The organism is Shewanella putrefaciens (assembly GCF_016406305.1).
In the GTDB taxonomy this organism is placed as follows: domain Bacteria; phylum Pseudomonadota; class Gammaproteobacteria; order Enterobacterales; family Shewanellaceae; genus Shewanella; species Shewanella putrefaciens_C.
Map to the genome: position 1 here is coordinate 1216570 of NZ_CP066369.1, position 19185 is coordinate 1235754.

Annotated in this window: 20 protein-coding genes; 9 read left to right on the plus strand and 11 right to left on the minus strand. The window is 46.5% G+C overall.

Annotation, left to right across the window (positions count from 1 at the left end; genetic code table 11):
• Nucleotides 1-36 precede the first annotated feature (36 nt).
• Together JFT56_RS05245 and rpsU are read right to left on the minus strand one after the other, a co-directional pair.
• The gene (locus JFT56_RS05245; RefSeq protein ID WP_007650007.1) at nt 37-480 is read right to left on the minus strand and encodes a GatB/YqeY domain-containing protein; all 444 of its coding nucleotides are present in this window, start codon (nt 478-480) and stop codon (nt 37-39) included.
• 6 nt (nt 481-486) lie between these two features.
• On the minus strand, nt 487-702 hold the full coding sequence (gene rpsU, locus JFT56_RS05250) for a 30S ribosomal protein S21 (protein ID WP_006080725.1): 216 nt from the start codon (nt 700-702) through the stop codon (nt 487-489).
• 215 nt (nt 703-917) lie between these two features.
• Here rpsU and tsaD point away from each other — a divergent pair, with 215 nt between their 5' ends.
• The gene (gene tsaD, locus JFT56_RS05255) at nt 918-1934 is read left to right on the plus strand and encodes a tRNA (adenosine(37)-N6)-threonylcarbamoyltransferase complex transferase subunit TsaD (protein WP_198782646.1); all 1017 of its coding nucleotides are present in this window, start codon (nt 918-920) and stop codon (nt 1932-1934) included.
• 65 nt (nt 1935-1999) lie between these two features.
• On the opposite strand, the gene plsY is transcribed toward tsaD, so the two are convergent.
• Entirely contained in the window at nt 2000-2611 is a 612-nt protein-coding gene (gene plsY, locus JFT56_RS05260) for a glycerol-3-phosphate 1-O-acyltransferase PlsY (protein WP_198782647.1), read from the minus strand.
• 269 nt (nt 2612-2880) lie between these two features.
• Here plsY and folB point away from each other — a divergent pair, with 269 nt between their 5' ends.
• From folB to JFT56_RS05280, 4 genes are all read left to right on the plus strand, one after another.
• Entirely contained in the window at nt 2881-3249 is a 369-nt protein-coding gene (gene folB / locus JFT56_RS05265) for a dihydroneopterin aldolase (RefSeq protein WP_198782648.1), read from the plus strand.
• Between the two features lie 50 nt (nt 3250-3299).
• The gene (folK, locus tag JFT56_RS05270; protein ID WP_198782649.1) at nt 3300-3803 is read left to right on the plus strand and encodes a 2-amino-4-hydroxy-6-hydroxymethyldihydropteridine diphosphokinase; all 504 of its coding nucleotides are present in this window, start codon (nt 3300-3302) and stop codon (nt 3801-3803) included.
• Nucleotides 3804-3821: 18 nt separating this feature from the next.
• Nucleotides 3822-4622, plus strand: a complete 801-nt coding sequence (locus JFT56_RS05275) for an undecaprenyl-diphosphate phosphatase (protein WP_198782650.1) — start codon at nt 3822-3824, stop codon at nt 4620-4622.
• An 82-nt stretch (nt 4623-4704) separates the two neighbouring features.
• Nucleotides 4705-5565 (plus strand): putative RNA methyltransferase, encoded by an 861-nt coding sequence (locus JFT56_RS05280; protein WP_198782651.1) that lies wholly within the window; start codon nt 4705-4707, stop codon nt 5563-5565.
• A gap of 611 nt (nt 5566-6176) precedes the next feature.
• Here JFT56_RS05280 and JFT56_RS05285 read toward each other — a convergent pair.
• On the minus strand, nt 6177-6443 hold the full coding sequence (locus tag JFT56_RS05285; RefSeq protein WP_007650000.1) for an Lpp/OprI family alanine-zipper lipoprotein: 267 nt from the start codon (nt 6441-6443) through the stop codon (nt 6177-6179).
• Nucleotides 6444-6676: 233 nt separating this feature from the next.
• Complete coding sequence (locus JFT56_RS05290) at nt 6677-7927, minus strand: multifunctional CCA addition/repair protein (RefSeq protein ID WP_198782652.1); 1251 nt, start codon at nt 7925-7927, stop codon at nt 6677-6679.
• A gap of 172 nt (nt 7928-8099) precedes the next feature.
• On the opposite strand from JFT56_RS05290, the gene JFT56_RS05295 reads away from it, so the two are divergent.
• Both JFT56_RS05295 and JFT56_RS05300 read left to right on the plus strand, forming a co-directional pair.
• Nucleotides 8100-9776, plus strand: coding sequence for an ExeA family protein (locus JFT56_RS05295; protein ID WP_198782653.1), 1677 nt, complete (start codon nt 8100-8102; stop codon nt 9774-9776).
• Nucleotides 9776-10876, plus strand: coding sequence for a general secretion pathway protein GspB (locus JFT56_RS05300; RefSeq protein ID WP_198782654.1), 1101 nt, complete (start codon nt 9776-9778; stop codon nt 10874-10876). The genes JFT56_RS05295 and JFT56_RS05300 overlap by 1 nt, the downstream gene beginning before the upstream one ends.
• Before the next feature lie 149 nt (nt 10877-11025).
• On the opposite strand, the gene nhaD is transcribed toward JFT56_RS05300, so the two are convergent.
• The 4 genes from nhaD to JFT56_RS05320 form a co-directional block, all read right to left on the minus strand.
• Complete coding sequence (nhaD, locus tag JFT56_RS05305) at nt 11026-12273, minus strand: sodium:proton antiporter NhaD (protein WP_198782655.1); 1248 nt, start codon at nt 12271-12273, stop codon at nt 11026-11028.
• Nucleotides 12274-12770: 497 nt separating this feature from the next.
• On the minus strand, nt 12771-14063 hold the full coding sequence (hemL, locus tag JFT56_RS05310) for a glutamate-1-semialdehyde 2,1-aminomutase (protein ID WP_198782656.1): 1293 nt from the start codon (nt 14061-14063) through the stop codon (nt 12771-12773).
• 26 nt (nt 14064-14089) lie between these two features.
• A complete protein-coding gene (locus tag JFT56_RS05315) occupies nt 14090-15109 on the minus strand; it encodes an aspartate carbamoyltransferase (RefSeq protein WP_198782657.1) in 1020 nt (339 codons plus the stop codon).
• 194 nt (nt 15110-15303) lie between these two features.
• Entirely contained in the window at nt 15304-17028 is a 1725-nt protein-coding gene (locus JFT56_RS05320; protein WP_198782658.1) for a chloride channel protein, read from the minus strand.
• A 73-nt stretch (nt 17029-17101) separates the two neighbouring features.
• Here JFT56_RS05320 and JFT56_RS05325 point away from each other — a divergent pair, with 73 nt between their 5' ends.
• The gene (locus JFT56_RS05325) at nt 17102-17905 is read left to right on the plus strand and encodes a DUF6776 family protein (RefSeq protein WP_198782659.1); all 804 of its coding nucleotides are present in this window, start codon (nt 17102-17104) and stop codon (nt 17903-17905) included.
• A complete protein-coding gene (erpA, locus tag JFT56_RS05330) occupies nt 17898-18248 on the plus strand; it encodes an iron-sulfur cluster insertion protein ErpA (protein WP_198782660.1) in 351 nt (116 codons plus the stop codon). Before JFT56_RS05325 ends, erpA begins: the two co-directional genes overlap by 8 nt.
• A gap of 74 nt (nt 18249-18322) precedes the next feature.
• Here erpA and JFT56_RS05335 read toward each other — a convergent pair whose 3' ends face one another.
• Together JFT56_RS05335 and JFT56_RS05340 are read right to left on the minus strand one after the other, a co-directional pair.
• On the minus strand, nt 18323-18772 hold the full coding sequence (locus tag JFT56_RS05335) for a hypothetical protein (protein WP_198782661.1): 450 nt from the start codon (nt 18770-18772) through the stop codon (nt 18323-18325).
• A 25-nt stretch (nt 18773-18797) separates the two neighbouring features.
• Nucleotides 18798-19178: a DUF2750 domain-containing protein gene (locus tag JFT56_RS05340; RefSeq protein ID WP_007649967.1), complete on the minus strand. Its 381-nt coding sequence runs from the start codon at nt 19176-19178 to the stop codon at nt 18798-18800.
• Nucleotides 19179-19185: the final 7 nt, after the last annotated feature.

Here is a 19185-nt window from a genome sequence, read left to right on the forward strand (position 1 = left end):
GCATAGGCACGGCTTGTTCATACACTGAAACACTAATTATTGCAATTTTGCGCGGATCATAGCGCCGATAGCGCCCATGTCTGCACGTCCTTGAACTTTAGGTTTTAATGCTCCCATTACTTTGCCCATATCCGCCATGGAGGATGCGCCTATTTCGACAATAGCTGCATCGATGAACGCTGCGATTTCCGCCTCAGTGAGGGGAGTCGGCAGGAAAGCTTCAATGACTTGAATCTCTGCTGCTTCCGCTTCGGCCAACTCGTTACGACCCGCTGCTTCAAATTGAGCAATCGAATCGCGACGTTGTTTCACCATTTTGGTTAAGACCGCTATAACCTGCTCATCAGTCAGAGTTTCGCGGGTATCCACTTCAATCTGTTTGATGGCGGCTAATGCCATACGAATAGTGCCCAATCTCGCCTTCTCTTTGGCGATCATGGCCTGTTTCATATGGTCTTTTAGCTGATCAATTAGGCTCATAAGAGATTAGTATAAACGTACGCGACGTGCGTTTTCGCGAGAAAGCTTTTTAGCTAAACGTTTAACTGCAGCTGCTTTTGCGCGCTTACGTGCAGTAGTTGGCTTCTCGTAGAATTCACGAGCACGCACGTCGGCTAAAATACCAGCTTTTTCACAAGAGCGCTTGAAACGACGCAGAGCTACGTCGAATGGTTCGTTTTCACGTACTTTAATAATTGGCATACGCCATCACCCCTTAGGTGTAGGTTGTGTGGTTCAATTGCTCGAACCAAGTCTATTTAAAATGGTGCGGAATTTTATACCGAGACACCTAGGCTTGTAAAGCCCTAATGCAGCACTGTGTTTATGGGCGGGGAGAATATAGGCCAGTGTAACTGGAGTAATTGCTTGCATACAGGTAGAATTGACGCCCTTTTATTATTTTCTGATGAGGCACCATGCGGGTTTTAGGTATTGAGACATCCTGTGACGAGACAGGCATTGCCGTCTACGACGATAAGCAAGGATTGTTATCCCATGCTTTATATAGTCAAGTGAAATTGCATGCCGATTACGGTGGTGTGGTGCCTGAACTCGCGTCCCGCGACCATGTGCGTAAGATAGTGCCGCTTATTCGCCAGGCCCTGAAAGATGCCAATACTGAGATTGCTGATCTCGATGGGATTGCCTATACCAAAGGCCCAGGTCTGATTGGTGCTTTATTAGTGGGTGCCTGTGTTGGCCGTTCACTTGCCTTTGCTTGGAACAAACCAGCCATCGGCGTGCACCATATGGAAGGGCACTTACTGGCCCCTATGCTTGAGGAGGATGCGCCCGAGTTTCCCTTTGTTGCACTGTTAGTGTCAGGCGGTCATTCGATGTTGGTCAAAGTCGATGGCATAGGCCTTTATGAAGTGCTCGGCGAGTCGGTTGACGATGCCGCGGGCGAAGCCTTTGATAAAACAGCAAAATTAATGGGTTTGGATTACCCCGGTGGCCCACGTTTGGCGAAACTTGCCGCTAAAGGCGTGCCAGCGGGTTATCAGTTTCCCCGTCCTATGACTGACAGACCTGGGTTGGATTTTAGTTTCTCAGGGCTAAAGACCTTTACTGCCAACACTATTGCCGCAGAGCCGGATGACGAACAGACTCGCGCTAACATTGCTCGGGCCTTTGAAGAAGCAGTAGTAGATACCTTAGCGATAAAATGCCGCCGTGCGCTAAAGCAAACGGGTTATAACCGCCTAGTGATCGCCGGTGGTGTCAGTGCTAATACTCGTTTACGGGAAACCTTAGCCGAGATGATGACTTCTATCGGTGGCCGAGTTTACTATCCCCGTGGCGAGTTTTGTACCGATAATGGCGCCATGATTGCCTTTGCCGGATTGCAGCGCTTGAATGCTGGGCAATGTGAAGATTTAGCGGTAAAGGGCCAGCCACGTTGGCCACTCGATACCCTACCGCCAGTGGCATAACAGCTGCTTATTGACATAAAAAACTGCGCCTCAGCGCAGTTTTTTTATGGGGACATTTAGTGAATTTAAGGGGTTTTAGGGCGCTTTTTACGTGATACTTTCGACTCTTCACCCTTGAGAAGCCGCTGAATGTTTTCCTTATGACGTATGATGATCAGTGTCGATAACATGGCGACTGGGATAGTAAATCGATCGTCAAGCCACCAAGTATAAAATGGGGCGAGTAGGGCAGTAATAATTGCAGCTAGGGAAGAGTAGCGGCTGATGAGCAGTAACACGACCCAGGAAGCCATCAGGCAAATGGCAAGGTCATCACCAATCGGGGCCATGGCACCGAAAGCCGTTGCCACCCCTTTGCCACCTTTAAAGCCAAAGAAAATGGGGTAGATATGTCCAAGGCAAGCGGCGATGGCGATAAGCCCAAGGGAGATAGCATCAATCCCCATTAAATAGGCGAGATAAGTTGGTAAGGCGCCTTTGAGCATATCAAAAAATAGCACCATAGCCGCCGAGCTTGCACCGCCGATCCGCAGCACATTTGTTGCACCCGGATTGCCCGAACCTTGGGATCTTGGATCCGGCAGGCCTCTCATCCTACATACCAGCACAGCACTTGAGACAGAGCCCGCCAAATAGGCGCTCACAATCATCAAAAGTGTCAGTGTTAATGGACTCACATTGGTTTCCTTACGCGTCTTAAGGTATTATCGCGCCACAATTTAAAAAGCCTGTTTGGCTGGTGTATTCGGTCATAGGTTAATGCGATAACGCTACTATTAAAAACAGAGTTAATTTCTTAACGAACAAATCCTTTTAGGACCGTATCCTACTTTGGATTAGCGCGAGTAGAAAGTAAATTAGTCGTCTGTTGGAATATGGCGGATTATACAGACTCTATCGTGTTTAGCTTATCAGACCTCATAGTAATGAGTCAGTTGGAGACTGTATGGATAAGGTACTTATACGGCAATTACGTGTTGATACTGTGATAGGTGTCTATGACTGGGAAAAGAAAATCCAGCAGAGCTTATTCCTCGACTTAGATATGGCGTGGGACAATAAGCCTGCGGCGATGAGCGATGATTACCAATTTGCACTTTGCTATGAGACTGTTTCTAAACGGATCACGCAATTGATTACCGAGCAACCCATAGAACTTATTGAAACCGTTGCAGAACGGGTTGCAGAGTGTTTGCTGGCTGAGTTCAATGTCGCTTGGGTTAAGGTTGTCGTAATGAAGCCTGGGGCCGTTGCGACTGCCGCCTCGGTAGGGGTTGAGATTGAGCGCTCACAACGGGCATCAGTCGAGATTTAAAATAATAGTGGTGAGTTATTGTCGTTTTTTAAGACAGTTCGGACATCTGCATGGCACTTATTTACATTAGTTTAGGCAGTAATATTGAACCCAGTCGCTATTTACAGGCGGGATTGCGGTCATTAAGGGAATGCTTTGGTCCACTAAAACTTTCTTCAATGTATGAAAGTGAGGCTGTGGGATTTAGCGGGACAAATTTTTTAAATATGGTGGCAAGCGCCGAAACCGATTTGAATATTGCCGAGGTAGTTGCGCAGTTTAAACAAATCGAGCAGAATCACGGCCGGCTTGTGGGCGCTAAGAAATTTAGCCCAAGGACATTGGATTTAGACTTACTGCTCTTTGATGATCTTGTGTGCCAAACCCCAGTGGTGTTACCCAGAGCCGAAATAGTCAATAACGCTTTTGTGTTGTGGCCTTTAGCTGAACTTGCTCCGGAATTGATCCACCCAGTGTTGCATAAGAGCTATGCAACACTCTGGGATGAGTATGATAAAGATTCACAGCGACTTTGGCCTGTGACGTTTGAGTGGCCTGTAGGGCTGACGTTTTAATTTATTGATAGGGTTGTCATGGATACGTTTCAGGTAATTATTTTAGCGTTGATTCAAGGGTTAACAGAGTTTCTTCCTATTTCGAGTTCGGCTCATCTTATTCTCCCTGCCCAGCTTTTAGGTTGGGAAGATCAAGGGTTATCCTTCGATGTTGCGGTTAACACGGGTTCCTTATTTGCAGTGGTGATTTATTTCAGACACGAGCTGTGGGCCATGCTTAATGCTTGGATTGCCAGTATTTTTAAGGGCGAGCATTCGGATGATAGCAAACTCGCTTGGTGGATTATCCTCGCTACATTGCCCGCTGTATTTTTTGGCTTTATGGCGAAGGATTTTATCGAAACCCATTTACGCAGTGCTGGTGTTATCGCTGTTACTACCGTCGTTTTTGGTTTGTTGCTATGGTGGGCGGATAAAATGTCACGCCACGATTTAACTGTGTATCAAACGGGGTGGCGCAAGGCATTGCTGATTGGTTTTGCACAGGCATTGGCGTTAATTCCTGGCACATCAAGATCGGGTGCCACTATGACAGCCGCGCTAATGTTAGGTTTAAGCCGCGATGCTGCCGCTCGTTTCTCATTCCTCATGTCGGTGCCTGTCAGTTTAGGTGCGGCGATTTTAGTCGGTAAGGATTTAGCGGAAAGCCCTTTGCCTATTGATTATCAAGCGCTCACATTGGGCACTCTGATCTCGTTTGCGGCGGCTTATCTTTGTATTCACTATTTCTTAAAAATAATCAGCCGCATGGGAATGACTCCCTTTGTGATATATCGCCTGGCACTGGGCGCAGTCCTGTGTGGGTTTATCTTCCTATAATAGTCATAGTGATGTTTTGTCAGAATCGGGTCTAGTACCCGATTTTTTCGTTCTGGAGCGGAGTTAATTTTGGGAGCCGACCATGATATTTGAATTTCAATGCCCGACATGTGGACTAGCATTGCAGCAGCATCAAGCCTCACAGGGATTTTATTGTGCTAATAAGCACCACTTCGATAGACATGAGCAAGGTTATTGGGTTTTTACTCCGCCCCAAAGGCAAAAACCGACAGGGGATTCCCGTCAGCAGGTAAGAGCGAAGCGTTTTCTATTAGAATCAGGTATTTTTTCACCACTCATCGATAAAATGGCGATGATGATCCTGAGTTTACAGAAGGAAGAGCTCAGTCTGTTAGATTACGAGTGTGCTGAGGGCTTCTACCTGCGCGCGTTGTCTGCCAAGCTCTCAGAGCTTACTGATGGGGTGAATGTCCATTACAGCGGCGTTGCGGACGCAGAAAATGCTATTTTTGCGGCCGCTAAAGCGCAAACCCCCGGTATTTTATGTTTAAGCACCTCAAAAGTATTACCTTTTGCCGATAACAGCATAGATTTAGTGACTGTGATTGATAAGCCGCTTAAGGGGAAAGAATCTGTTCGCGTACTTAAAGATCAAGGGGTGATCTTGTTAGTCGTGCCTGGTCCTCGGCATTTATGGCAGTTAAAGGAATATATCTATCCCGATTTGACGGAAAAATCGCTGCAAATTAATCTGCCCTCAGAATTATCAATTCAAGAAACACAAACCCTGAGTTTCAATCTGACCGTATCGGGTGAACAGGCATTAACTTTATTAGATATGACGCCCTATGCATGGCGGGCAACGGATAAGATGAAACACGATATCCAAGTGAGGCACTTTGAGCTGCTCGAAATTGATTTTGTATTAGTGTTGGCACAAAAGTCCTCTAATGGCGCTAAGTCCCTTAAAAGCAATAGTTGAGCTGGTTGTTTTTTAGTCTATTCATGGGCTTAGGGATTTTGTTTTAATGTGCTCAATAGCCTCTTATAACGCAAGTCCATGATAGATATTGACGTTTTTATGTTGTTTTTATGTAAAGATAATCGAGGGCGGCGTTATTGTTAACTTTACGCTTATTTGTTTGTTGATAAATATAATGCCTATCTTGCCTTTGTTTCCCTTCTAGCCTCAGTTTTTATGATTAAGCTTTCTGTAAAATGCCTACATTCTTGGTCTATAGAAATAACTTTTTTAAAAGGGATGGCGCACCTTGTATAGGGATTTTAAAAGTATAAGCTTGGCGGAAAGATTAAAAAGCAGATGGGTATTAAAACGGATTAATGCTTTTCTGAACGACAGATTTTATACACTAGTATACAAAGGTTAATTATAAGAACTGTTGGTTAAAGGCTGGGATAATCCTGCAAAAATGGGATAGTGTTTCGGTATGTTTTCGCTAAGGATTAATAATTAAAGGAAGGAATTCTTTAAACTGAAGGCATAAAAAAAGGCTTGGATGGATGCACTGTTAGTTGTCATCTCTCACAAGCCTTTTAGCTTAACCTACTGAATTGTAGGCTAATTACTTATCATTACTTCTTGTAACGAGAAGCAACGTTGTCTAGACGGTCGTTAGCACGCTTAGCTTCTGCTTGTGCGTCCATAGCTGCTGCTTTAGCATCTTTAACGTCTGCAGACAGTTTGCTTTGCTCAGATTTCAGAGAGCCGACATCAGCTGACAATTGATCAACTTTGTTGCCCAGAGTAGCAACGCTTTCTTCCAGAGCAGTAGTGTTTGCACAACCACCTAGTAGGGCAGTCATTGCTAAACCAGCAATCATCAGTACTTTTTTGTTCATTGTAAAAAATCCCTTAAAATAGGTTGGATTTGAATGTTTCGCCACTTTGTAATCGAAACTGCCTAATTATGACATAGCTATTTTAATTTGCTACGAATATTAATGCGTTTAACCACTATAGACATATAAATTTTTAAAAAAAGCGTTTTTTAGTGGTTGTGTCGTCGATTTCCACCAAAAATCGGCACTGTATTTACCATAAAGTGATGGTGGGTTTACAACTTGATTACAATTTATCGGGTGCGATGTTCTGTCTCATTTTGCTTTTTGAGTTTTAGTTGGTTAACGGCTTCGATTCGCTTCAAATTGAGTGCTTGCTTTATCTCTGCGCCTTGGAAACCAGCGGCAATAATTGCGCTGACACTGACGTTATTGGCGGCTAAAAAACACTCAATAAGATACTCTCCCTGGGGATATTCATGGGTTTCAAATCCTGTTCGTCCACGCATGTCGGCAATGCAGCTTAAAATAACTTGATTGAGCCGCTCAGGTTTGCGCCAAAAGTCAGCTTTATCGAATATTTTGATGATGGTTTCGGATCTCAACTCAAACGCTTGGTGGATATTTTGGTGTTGATCGCTCACTAATAATGCCAGATCGCGCATTTCGTTCGGCACGCGTAAGCGTGTGCAAAGGGCTTTAATCAGCGGCAATCCTTTTTGACCATGCCCATGGTGTTTAGGGAGATGTTCTTTGGGACTCAATGCCTTGCCTAAATCATGGACGAGTGCGGCAAAGCGTACACTTTTATCCTGGGTGAGTAGGGCTGCCTGGGCTAGCACCATTAATGTATGCACGCCTGTGTCTATCTCGGGGTGCCATTTTTCTGGTTGAGGAATACCAAATAAGGCAAATATTTCGGGAAAGAGTACTTCGAGGGCACCACATTGATGCAGTACCTCAAAAAAGATCTCAGGGTTAGGCCCACTTAAGCTCTTATCGACTTCCTGCCAAACCCGTTCCGCCGTTAATGCGCCGAGTTCATCGCTCGCACTGATATGGCGCATAAGTGCTAAGGTTTCGCTGGCGATACTAAAACCCAGTGCATGGAATCTCGCCGCAAATCGGGCGACACGTAGTACTCGCAGGGGATCTTCGATAAAGGCATCGGAAACATGGCGTAATTGGCGCGCTTCAATGTCTTTTATGCCGCCGAAGGGATCGTATAACTTGCCCTCTTCATCTTGAGCTATGGCATTAATGGTCAAATCGCGGCGTAGCAGGTCTTGCTCTAAGGTCACATCTGGGCTGGCATAGCAGTGAAAACCACCGTAACCTAATCCAACTTTACGCTCTGTTCTTGCGAGGGCGTATTCCTGCTGGGTTGTCGGATGGAGGAATACCGGAAAATCTTTACCTACTTGGCGATAACCCAGTTGCAGCATTTGCTCCGGGGTCGCGCCAACGACCATATAGTCTTTATCTTTAATGGGGAGTTTGAGCAGGCTGTCACGTACAGCGCCGCCGACTAAGTATATTTTCATTAGAATGATTCGGCTAATCTGTCATAGGGATAGCTTAACATGATGATAAGATTCCCTGTGCAACCTAGGCGCAGATATTTATTTAATGTCACATCGATGTTGCGGATGCTTTGACAATCACTGTGTGACGCTTTAACGTGAGCGTTATTTTTAGCTAAGGATGATTGGTGGTATGTACAAGGCCTTTTATGGACTCAGTGATAACCCTTTTTCTATTGCACCCAATCCCCACTATTTATTTTTAAGTGACAGGCACAGGGAAGCCTTGGCTCATTTGACCTATGGGTTAGGTGAAACGGGTGGCTTTGTGTTGCTAACCGGGGAAGTCGGTACAGGTAAAACCACAGTATCGCGCTGTTTACTTGGGCAATTACCCGATAATACTGATACTGCATTTATCCTTAATCCTTCACTCACAGAGCTGGAGTTACTCGCCACTCTCTGTGATGAGCTTAAGATCAGTTATGGGGAAAACCCTAGCCTCAAACAATTAACCGATCATTTGAGCCGCTTTTTACTGGCAAATCATGAAAAAGGCCGTAACACGGTACTCATCATCGATGAGGCTCAACATCTGCGCGCCGAAGTGTTAGAGCAACTCAGATTGCTCACTAACCTAGAAACGGACACTAAAAAGCTGCTTCAGGTGATATTGATCGGGCAACCAGAACTGCAGTTACTGCTCAAACGCCAAGAGCTTAGGCAGCTTGCCCAGCGTATCACGGCGCGTTATCACCTATTACCACTCAATGAGGATGAAGTTGCCCTCTATGTGTTGCACCGCTTACAGGTCGCAGGGCGATTCGAGCCGCTGTTTACCCGTAAAGCCATTAAAGTATTGCAGAAATACACTGGCGGCATACCGCGGTTGATCAATTTGCTCTGCGAACGTGCACTCATGGCGGGTTACGCTCAATCTAAAGTGCCTATTGATCACTATATGGTCAGGCAGGCCGCCGCTGAAGTGCTAGGTGAAGAGACGCCACAGCAGCATAAATATCTCTGGCCGAGTGCCATTGCCACGGCTTTAGTGCTTGCATTTGGGGTGTCTTATTGGTTGTTTACGGATAATCAAACCATAGCGAGTGCCGCCACAGACGTTGATGCCACAGATAATCGTCTCGAACACTCCCGAGCAGCCGAGCCTACTAAGGTTGCAAGTGAGGCCAGTATGGTAGCAAGTCAGCCTAGTAATATGGCTAGTATTCAGGCTGCCGCGTCCCCCGATCCGAGCCAAAGAGTGCTGCAGGAAGCGATAAAACAGAGCCGCAGTATCGATACCGCCTTTGCCGGACTTTTTAGTGTTTGGGGGAAAGTGCCCTTTAAGGGATTGACTGCCTGTCAATCTGCCGTTGAACAAGGGCTTGCCTGTTACCAGCAACAGGGAAACTGGATGTCGCTCACGCGATTAAATTATCCAGCAGTTGTCTATTTAGTTGATGATAACCAACAGGATTTTTATGGTGCAGTTATTGCGGTTGATGGCGAGCAATTGTTGATGCAACTGGGAGAGCAACAACTGTGGGTCGACAGAGCTTGGTTTAACCAACACTTCAGCGGGACGTTTGAAATCCTGTGGCAGGCGCCGAGTTTACCTATGATGGAAATCAGCCAAAAATCGAGTCCGGGACAATTGCAGTGGCTGGAAAATGCCCTTGCCCATGTGGCTAACCGCAATGCGAGAAGAGTTTCCCAATTCGATCTTAAATTAGAAAATGATCTTAAAGCATTTCAAAGCCAGCATGGATTAAAAGCCGATGGCATCGCAGGTAATCAAACATTAGTGAGGCTAAATTTGTATTTAAGTGAGCAGGGGCCACGTTTGACCGATAATGGAGCGCAGAGTTAATGTCCATTTTACTCGATGCGGTCACCCGTAATAAACAGCAGCAATCGTCGCCCTTACCCGATGCGGTGTTAACGCCAAGGGCTAATTATCCTCAGCCCCGTCAAACGGGTATTCCCGTCGCTAAACTTTCGGCATTGGCATTGGCCATTGCGTTAGGTGTGGGGGTGGCATGGGGCGTGGCCATGCTGAGACAGACTGAGTTTCTACAGACTGAGCTGCGACAATCAGAAAAGCCACCAGTAGGCGCATCGGTGATGACTGCCGAAACCAAGCCCACAACGCAAACGGCAGTTCAAAATGCAGTTCAGGGCACGGTGAAAGACTCTGAACGGGCAACAATGGCTGTACAGATATCTACCGCACAGGATATCAATACGGGGATCCGCCTTGCGGGGAAAGTTGCCCTGCCTAGGGCGCAGGAGTTAAATGGCGGCGCATCAGTGGTACAAGCGCCAGCGAATGCCAATAGTTATGGTGTTAGTAGCATTCCACAAAATCGCGATCCAAGTTACCAAGATTACCTCGCCACGTCTGCGGCTGTGGATGCGACAACGCCTGACTCAAGTCCGTATTCTGTGACCGATGAAAATGGCATAAACCCAGCGGAATTAGTGCAAACGTCAGAGAGCCAAGAACCTATCATGCTAGGCGCGGGTGCGAATAGCCAAGGTTTAGAACAGTTGGAAGCATTACGTCAGCAGGTCAGTGCCGCTGCGGCTGATGTGGGCTTAGAAACCAACCAAAGCCGCCAGGATGATCAATTAGTTGCCACATTTCAAGATGCACTAAAGGATGTGGAATATGTTAAGGCCGCGAAAACGCCTGTCACAGAGCCTAAGTTAGATCCCATCCCTAAGCCTGCGGGGGATGATATTCCTAAATACGGCCAATTACCCGCTGGACTGCAGTTGCAAGTGCCGGAGTTTAATATTGTGGCCCATGTGTATTCCACGGATGCGAGCCAACGTTGGTTGAATGTGGACGGTGCAGAGTTGCAGGAGGGAGATATGATAGCTGGCAAGTTGAAGATCATCTCTATTCGCCCAAGGGATGTTGTCTTAGATATTCAAGGGACGCAATTTAAAGTTCCAGCAATATAAAGTTCCTGCAATATAAAGCCCTTGTAATTCAATGGTATTGAACTTAAACAATCTGCCATTTAAGCCCGCATTTAAGCTCCCGAAACAGTAAAGATACAACCAAAAGAAAAGGCGCCAAGGGGCGCCTTTTACTTATAACCAGATCCGCATTAGGCGAAGATATTATTAGCAAGAAACAGTGTTAGACCATAGCCTACGCTATAGCATAGGAATAGGGCTGGCACGTATTTGAGGTAGCTTACGAAAGTCAGTTCCTTCACTTTACTCATGGCGACAATACCCGCAGCAGAACCAATAATCAGCAGTGAGCCACCGACACCAACGCTGTAGGTTAAGCCGAGCCACTCTGGCGTAGTCAAAACGGGTTCTGCTTTTAATAATGCCGCCGTTAATGGCACGTTATCAATTAAGGCTGAGCCCATACCTGTCACGAAGTTAGAGATGTTCGGGTTGAACATGGCATAAGCTTCGGTCAGCATATCTAAGGTGCCAATTTCTTTAAGCATGCCGACAAGCAGTAAAATCCCTAAGAAGAACAATAAGGTGTCATATTCTACTTGGCGAATATATTCGAGGATCTTGATTTCTTCTTTATCGCTGCGTGTGGTATGGCCAATCAGGAACATAATGGACAGACCCGTTAAGAAGGTCAGCACCGGCGGGATCCCAAACAGAATATTGAGCAACATGGTCATTAAAATGGTGCAGAAGAACACTAAGGCAATCAAGACATCAACGGTTTGATACGTATGTTTGATTGGCGTTGTGCTCACCACACCTTCGGCTTTGAGTGAGAATAGCGTCGCCAGCAAAATCACGCTTAGGGCCGATGGAATAAATAGTATCAATAGTTCCGACATATGCACATGCCCACCTAAGAAGATCATCAGTGTTGTCACATCGCCGGTGATCAGCGCTACACCGCCTGAGTTCACCGCGAAGATAATCAACACTGCCATTCTACGGCGCATTTGCTTGTCGAGTTTAAAGGTGGTTAGCAAGCCTAAAGACACTAAGGTCGCGGTGACGTTATCACAAAATGCCGACAGCACGAGGGCGAACAATGCCACTTGGATCATCAGCATGCGCACTGAGACTTTCTGCGGAAACAGCTTTTGCACCATGATTTGGATCATGCCCTTAGCGTTGAGGTAGGCAACGAAGGTCATGGTCGACATCAAAAATAGCCAAAGGGTGGCAATTTCGAGCAAGTTTTCATTGAGTTGATGGGCAACGAGTTTCTCATGGGCGGGATCTCCTGCAGCCATAAATAGCGCTACCCAGGATATACAGCCAAAGAATAAGGTGGTTTTCGCTTTATTAAGGTGGGTCACTTCTTCGAAAATAATACTGAGCAATGCAAGCACGGCCAGTATGATGAGAAAGGTATATAACATAACTGCAATTCCAACTGCTGTTTTAATGTCGTCGCTGGCCTAGGGCGAGCTATGGATGGCATTTTCAAGGCAAAATTAAGCTTGCCGTGTTAACGCGTGCGGATCAGAACATAATGGGGGGAAGAACGCAACTGTTAGCTGTAACTCAGTTTTATTGGGCTTTGTGACGTTGATCGTACAGGTTTTGTTGTGTTTGCAGTTGAATGCACTGTTTTTTGCATTTTTGTTGGATTATTTTGCTGTATCACTCCGGTGGATTATGGGCTGTAAAGTAAGATCTACGATTAAAGTCTAAGCAGTTGTTTTGCCGAACCTGCAATAAATTCTTCTTTATATGCGTTATTCGGAACTGCCTGTGTTTATTATTCTTAACCCTATGCGGTTAAATGCTTCATGTTAATGATGAAACTCCTTCCTATATCAGAAAAGAGTAATAAAAAGGGACGCAATTGCGTCCCTTGGTGATTTTTAATGGCTGTAACCCGTTAAACCTAGGTTTAGCTTGCCGCTTTCATGCTCGCTAATACGCGGTCTGCCGCTTCTAAGGTTAAGCGCAGTTCTTCTTCGCCATGGGCCATAGACAGGAAGCCTGCTTCATAGGCGCTAGGTGCTAAGTAAACACCTTCGTCTAACATTCCGTGGTAGAAAGTGCGGAAGTGCTCAATATTGCACTTGGTCACTTGATCGAAGCGAGTGATCTGCTCCTGTTCGGTAAAGAAGAAGCCGAACATGCCGCCAACATAGTTGATCGCCATTGGAATACCGTGCTTATCCGCCGCGGCTTTAAAGCCTTCTGCAATACGTTTGGTTTTTGCACTCAGTGCTTCGTACAAACCTTCTTCACACAGGGCGTCCATTTGTGCCAGACCCGCTGACATCGCAATGGGGTTACCTGATAGAGTACCCGCTTGATACACTGGGCCAGTCGGTGCGATAAATTGCATTACATCTTTACGGCCACCGAAAGCGCCCACTGGCATACCGCCACCAATCACTTTACCGAGTGTCGTTAAGTCTGGCGTTACGCCGTAGTAACCTTGAGCGCCACTTTGTGATACGCGAAAACCCGTCATTACTTCATCGATGATCAGTAGCGCGCCAAACTCATCACACATATCACGCAGACCTTGGAGGAAACCTGGGACAGGTGGAATACAGTTCATGTTGCCGGCAACGGGTTCGATGATGATGCAAGAAATCTCAGTTGGATACTGTTCGAACAGGGTTCTAACTGAATCTAAATCGTTATACACAGCGGTGAGGGTGTGCTTGGCGAAATCTTCAGGAATACCGGGTGAACTAGGTTGACCTAAAGTTAATGCGCCAGAACCAGCTTTCACTAACAGGCAATCTGCGTGGCCGTGGTAACAGCCTTCAAATTTTAAGATCTTGTCACGATTGGTAAAACCACGCGCTAAACGGATAGCACTCATAGTAGCTTCCGTGCCTGAACTCACCATGCGTACTTGCTCAATAGAAGGCACCATAGAGATGACTTTCTCGGCCATTTGCACTTCAAGCTCAGTTGGCGCACCAAAAGACAAGCCATTTTCCACCGCCGCTAATACCGCCGCACGGATTTTAGGATGGTTGTGGCCGAGGATCATCGGGCCCCAAGAACCGACATAGTCGATATAAGCTTTGCCATCGGCATCGTAAATATAAGCGCCGTTAGCTTTTTCAATAAACAGGGGTGAACCGCCTACACCATTAAATGCACGAACCGGAGAGTTAACACCGCCGGGGATGGTTTTTTTAGCCTGTTCAAATAGTGCTTCGGAACGGGTCATGTTTAGTCCTTAAAGTCTGTAGCCAATTAGCGATCGGCTTTACGTGAATACCAATTAACTGGACACTCATATTTTTCGAGTTGATTATCAACGCCGAGTGTCAATGCAAACAAAGCCATGCGAATTAACAGCCCATTGTCCGCCTGTCTGAAGATAGCAAGATTAGGATGGCTGTTTAAATCATTATCTAACTCATTGGCTTGCGCACGTGAATCCCTTGGAAGCGGATGCATAATGACAGTGTTAGATTTGCAATGCTGAGTGTAAATACTGCGATTTAAGCGGAACTTGCCGCGATACTTATTCGCTTCTTCCTGTGAAGGGAAGCGTTCTTCTTGAATGCGAGTAAGATACAGAATATCTGCGTTATCTAAATGGCCTTCAAGTTGGTCGGTTATTTTGATGCTATGGCCAGCATTTTCAATGTCAGAGATCACATAATCAGGCATAGCTAATTCAGCGGGTGAAATCAGTGTGAAACTGATGTTCTTATACATGCAGAGTAAGCGCGACAGTGAATGCACAGTACGGCCAAATTTTAAGTCGCCGACCATAGCGATGTGCATGCCATCGATACCGCGGCCAGCACACTTGAGTTCTTTTTGGATAGTGTATAAGTCGAGCAAAGCTTGGGTCGGATGTTCGTTTGAACCATCGCCGCCGTTGATCACTGGCACGCGGCTGCCTTCGGCAAACTCTTTGACCGAGTAAGAGTCAGGATGGCGCATGGCAATGACATCGGAATAAGTGGATAACACCCGCGCCGTATCGTACAGGGATTCCCCCTTAGATAAAGACGATGACGCCATACCTGTGGTTTCACGCACATGGCCGCCGAGCAAGTTAAAGGCACAGCCAAAACTCACGCGGGTACGGGTACTGGGTTCGAAAAACAGGTTACCTAAAATGGCGCCTTCGAGCACATTATTGCGCTTCTCTCGAAGTGCATAGGGCATCATGCGGCTGGCGACATTAAAAATAGTTTGGATTGAGTCAAGATCTAACTGGTTTACGGAGAGGATATGGGATCCTTCGAACTGATTCATCAGCCTGTTTTCCAATTGCTAGGGGGCATTTTAAGCTGCGGTATCGCGCTTATCTGCCCTGATGTTATGTAGGGTGGCTGAGGCGCGATTGTAGCAGAAGCACTAAGGCAACGAAATAGCGCTAGGGTCACAGCGTTAGATTTTTGCGATAAAGCCAGCGCTTTTGTGACCCGAGTGCCGCCGTTTGTTTAGGATTATGCTTGGCCTGTGCGGACTTCCTGCTGCAGGTTAGACCAACTGATCACCCCGACCACGTTTTCGGGCGAGCCTTGATAAATAAAGACTTCACCACTGCGACTGGGTGATAAGAGGAGGTAAACTTCATTGAGGGTGGCGGTATCGCTTACGCCCTGCATGGGATGGCGCGAGAGGGTGATGTTATCGTCATAGGACTGCATTTCAAGGCTAAGCATTTCGATAACCCCATCGGCATTACGCACTAGCACGGGTCGACCCTCTGCGCGTTTGAGTACTTCGAGCAATAATTCATCGTTGTTATTGACGATAACAAAGCGTTTATCCATTAAGGCTCGCACGCCCTTTTTCTGCAGCGCTAAATTCACCGGCGCAACTTTATAGCCTAGCCCCATGATTTCTAATTGTTTAAAGAAAATGGAGTCAGTTTTAAAACCCTGATAAGCAATTAAAAAAGCCGGAATTGTTACAAACATCGCAGGTAGGATAATACTGGCATCATTGGTCATTTCCAGCAGGGCGACTAACGCCGCCAGTGGCGCACTGAGGCATACCCCCATCATGGCCGTCATGCCAATCACGGTATAAAGCCCAACATAGGGAGCTATCGATGGGAACATGACCGCGCTCACTAGGGCCAAAATGGCCCCAATCAAGGCACCTATGCCGTAGAGTGGTCCAATTAATCCCCCTGGAATGCCAAGGCCTATCGCCGCGACAGTTGCGATGATTTTTGCGGCCAGCAGGGCGATTAAGAGTAATAAACTTGGGTGTTCACTGATGGCTTCGCTAATGGCTAAATCCCCCGTTCCCAGCGCTTGGGGTAAAACTAAACCAATCAAAGTGGTAATACTGCCCGCAAGAAGTAGGCGGTAAATTAACGGCCAGTTTTGGCTCGACGCTGTGACTTTAAGGAGTGAGTAATTAAATAAGGCGGCGGTGCATCCGAGTACAACTCCCCCGATAGCGAGAATAGGGTAGTGATCTAAGGGAATGTGGATCACTTGAATACGGTCAAATTCGTGCACATTACCAAACACCAGTTGGCTCGACACTGCGCCGCAAATCGCGGAGAGCATAATCGGGAAAAAGTAATGGATTTTATATTCTCGTACTATCACTTCGAGCACAAAAATCACCGCCGCCAGGGGCGCATTAAAGGTCGCGGCAATCCCTGCGGCAATGCCACTGGCACACATAATACGCACGCTGTTATCGGGAAGGTTGAATTTCTCAGCCAACACACTGGCACTGACAGCACCCAGATGAATGGCTGGCCCCTCTCGTCCAACCGAGAAATTGGTGCCTAGGGCGAAGAGGGCTTGAAAAAATTGCCCCGGTGCGGATTGCAGGGGGATTTTACCGTAGTGCAGTTTAACCCTATGTAGCACATAGGCTATGCCCATACGTTTGTAGCGTTTTGAGCCCAACTTTGCCACAAGCCAAATTAATATTGCGCCTAGAAGCGGTAACAAAGCTCGCCAGTCGGCCACGTTCCCCGTAAAATCCAGCTTTTCTATTTGGGTAAAATGATTCGCCCACAGGAGTAAGAGTCGAAACAGCAGGATCACGCCGGAGGCAAATATGGCAAAAAATAACGCCAGTATGCACAGCTGTGCACTGATCTTGGCTTGGGATAAATGATCCCGCAGCTCATTAGCTAAATACTTCTTTGCTGTGGCTATAGCATGTTGAATGGCGACTTTATTTATCGTTAATTGCACTGCATTGGCCTGAGTTGTATTGTATCGAACTCTTCTTGAGTTGATTGTATTTTATATAAGGGGCTGTTACCTAATGCCAAATTATCATCCTTGGCTAGATCGCCTGCAAGTGATGGAACGCAAGTATCGTTCATCTTCGGTATATTTATCACTTTTAGTGTTAGTCGCTTTTCTGCTTGGTGCTTGGGTTAGTTTTATTCTTTTGAGCAGTGATGAGCCCGTAGTGAAGCACATTAGCAGTAAATCCCAGCGATTGACTGCTGAATTAGAAGAGCAAACCCAATTACTGGCAACTCGCAATTTAGAGCTGTCAGTTGAACGGGAAGCCAACGCCCAAATGCAGGGAATGTTTGGCGAGCAGCTCAAAAAACAACAGGAATTGCAGCGTGAATTGGCATTTTACCGTAGCATTATGGCCCCGGATGATAATGCCGAAGGCGTTGCCATTCATGGGCTTGAAATGACGCCGGGTGTTTTAGCCGATGAGTACAATCTCAAACTGGTGTTGACTCAGTTACAAAAGCGTAAGCAAGCCATTCAAGGTCGAGCCGAATTGACCTTAATTGGGCTGCAGGATGGCAAATCCGCTGAATTAAGTGTGAACAAACTCACGGGGTCAAAGCTGGAATTTGATTTTCGCTATTTTCAGGTCATAGATACCAAGGTCACAGTGCCAGCGGGTTTTAATTTACTGAAGGTGAAAGTTAAAGTGGTTGTGCCATCGAGCCGCTGGACTAAGAATTCGCAGACAGAACATGTCTATAGTGTCCCTGAGTTATTGCAGGGTGAAAAAGAACCGCGGGTAATACTTGAACAAAATAGTCAGGTAACGGATAATTTGCCCCAGAAAACTGATGTAAGAGGTAGTAATGACTGATCAAGCTGACGCTCCAATGCCAATCAAATTTACCGATGCGGCAGCCGCTAAGGTAAAGGGCTTGTTGGAAGAAGAGCAAAATCCTGCACTTAAGCTACGAGTCTATGTGACGGGCGGTGGTTGTTCTGGATTTCAGTACGGCTTTACCTTTGATGAAAAGGTCAATGACGGCGATTTCACGATAGAAAAACAAGGCGTTCTCTTGGTTGTCGATCCTATGAGCCTGCAGTATTTAGTGGGTGGCGAAGTGGATTACACTTCTGGGCTCGAAGGTTCGCGCTTCTTTGTTAAAAACCCGAATGCGACGACAACCTGTGGTTGTGGCGCGAGCTTCTCGGTGTAAGTTCCCACATTTGGATGAGAAAAAAGCCGTCAAAATGACGGCTTTTTTGTTGGCGAAATCCACCAAGCACAGGCTTAACTCATAATATTGAGATTAAGTTTAGGCTTAAACCAGGCTTTGACTTTTTTATCGAAAGCGATCCAAACCTGTAATAAAGATAAGATAACCAAGACGATAAAAATGACATAATCGGGAAGCTTCCCCTGCCATTCACCTAAATGTACTGTGGTTGGGCCAACCACTAAATTATCGGGATCGTATAGTATGACTGGCAGCAGACTGACTAAGGCCAATTGCACAAGCGTGTAGCCGCGCAGCATAATGAGCCCCGCCTTTTGGCGACCTAAAATGCCTAACACCATAAACAGAGTGAGTAGACAAAATAACACCCCTTGTTTGGCAATTAAGCCACTCACGGATGCGGCAACATAGAGTAGCAGCAACACAATGAGGCGTTTAGGTAAACGAAGGTGAGTCGCAGGTGTCACTGCGGGCGTTGGCAAAGAGGATTCTTGCTCACTCATCGACAGTCTCGCTTCGCGGTTGTAATTAGTGGCTTTGCTTAGTGATGAGTCGTTGATCTAACTCATAGGGTGGGATCACAACCCCTAAGTCATCCTGAACTGGGAATACCGCCACGAACAGATCGTCATCTTCCATGCCAGGCACCCATCTTTCATGCCATTCATCGTATGGGATAGCTAAGGTCTGGCAATCGCTCCACTCATCGACGGCCCAAGATTCCGCTGCATCCTCGGTTGGCCACATAGGAATACAATCTTCTTCTTCGGTCGTTAGCATTACACAACCGTCTTGATCCTGCAGGGTCCAAAGTGTTTTATGTTCTTTGACTTGTTCAACGAGGTAATCGTAACGGCCTTCCGGCGTCATTGCTGCTGTCTCAGCGAGGGTTTTAACAGTCTTGCTCATGAAAAAT

Bases quoted from the DNA above. Each gene is read 5' to 3' on its own strand.
- JFT56_RS05245 (WP_007650007.1), bottom strand. From the start codon at position 480: ATGAGCCTAATTGATCAGCTAAAAGACCATATGAAACAGGCCATGATC.
- rpsU (WP_006080725.1), bottom strand. From the start codon at position 702: ATGCCAATTATTAAAGTACGTGAAAACGAACCATTCGACGTAGCTCTG.
- tsaD (WP_198782646.1), top strand. From the start codon at position 918: ATGCGGGTTTTAGGTATTGAGACATCCTGTGACGAGACAGGCATTGCC.
- folB (WP_198782648.1), top strand. From the start codon at position 2,881: ATGGATAAGGTACTTATACGGCAATTACGTGTTGATACTGTGATAGGT.
- folK (WP_198782649.1), top strand. From the start codon at position 3,300: ATGGCACTTATTTACATTAGTTTAGGCAGTAATATTGAACCCAGTCGC.
- JFT56_RS05275 (WP_198782650.1), top strand. From the start codon at position 3,822: ATGGATACGTTTCAGGTAATTATTTTAGCGTTGATTCAAGGGTTAACA.
- JFT56_RS05280 (WP_198782651.1), top strand. From the start codon at position 4,705: ATGATATTTGAATTTCAATGCCCGACATGTGGACTAGCATTGCAGCAG.
- JFT56_RS05285 (WP_007650000.1), bottom strand. From the start codon at position 6,443: ATGAACAAAAAAGTACTGATGATTGCTGGTTTAGCAATGACTGCCCTA.
- JFT56_RS05290 (WP_198782652.1), bottom strand. From the start codon at position 7,927: ATGAAAATATACTTAGTCGGCGGCGCTGTACGTGACAGCCTGCTCAAA.
- JFT56_RS05295 (WP_198782653.1), top strand. From the start codon at position 8,100: ATGTACAAGGCCTTTTATGGACTCAGTGATAACCCTTTTTCTATTGCA.
- JFT56_RS05300 (WP_198782654.1), top strand. From the start codon at position 9,776: ATGTCCATTTTACTCGATGCGGTCACCCGTAATAAACAGCAGCAATCG.
- nhaD (WP_198782655.1), bottom strand. From the start codon at position 12,273: ATGTTATATACCTTTCTCATCATACTGGCCGTGCTTGCATTGCTCAGT.
- hemL (WP_198782656.1), bottom strand. From the start codon at position 14,063: ATGACCCGTTCCGAAGCACTATTTGAACAGGCTAAAAAAACCATCCCC.
- JFT56_RS05315 (WP_198782657.1), bottom strand. From the start codon at position 15,109: ATGAATCAGTTCGAAGGATCCCATATCCTCTCCGTAAACCAGTTAGAT.
- JFT56_RS05325 (WP_198782659.1), top strand. From the start codon at position 17,102: ATGCCAAATTATCATCCTTGGCTAGATCGCCTGCAAGTGATGGAACGC.
- erpA (WP_198782660.1), top strand. From the start codon at position 17,898: ATGACTGATCAAGCTGACGCTCCAATGCCAATCAAATTTACCGATGCG.
- JFT56_RS05335 (WP_198782661.1), bottom strand. From the start codon at position 18,772: ATGAGTGAGCAAGAATCCTCTTTGCCAACGCCCGCAGTGACACCTGCG.
- JFT56_RS05340 (WP_007649967.1), bottom strand. From the start codon at position 19,178: ATGAGCAAGACTGTTAAAACCCTCGCTGAGACAGCAGCAATGACGCCG.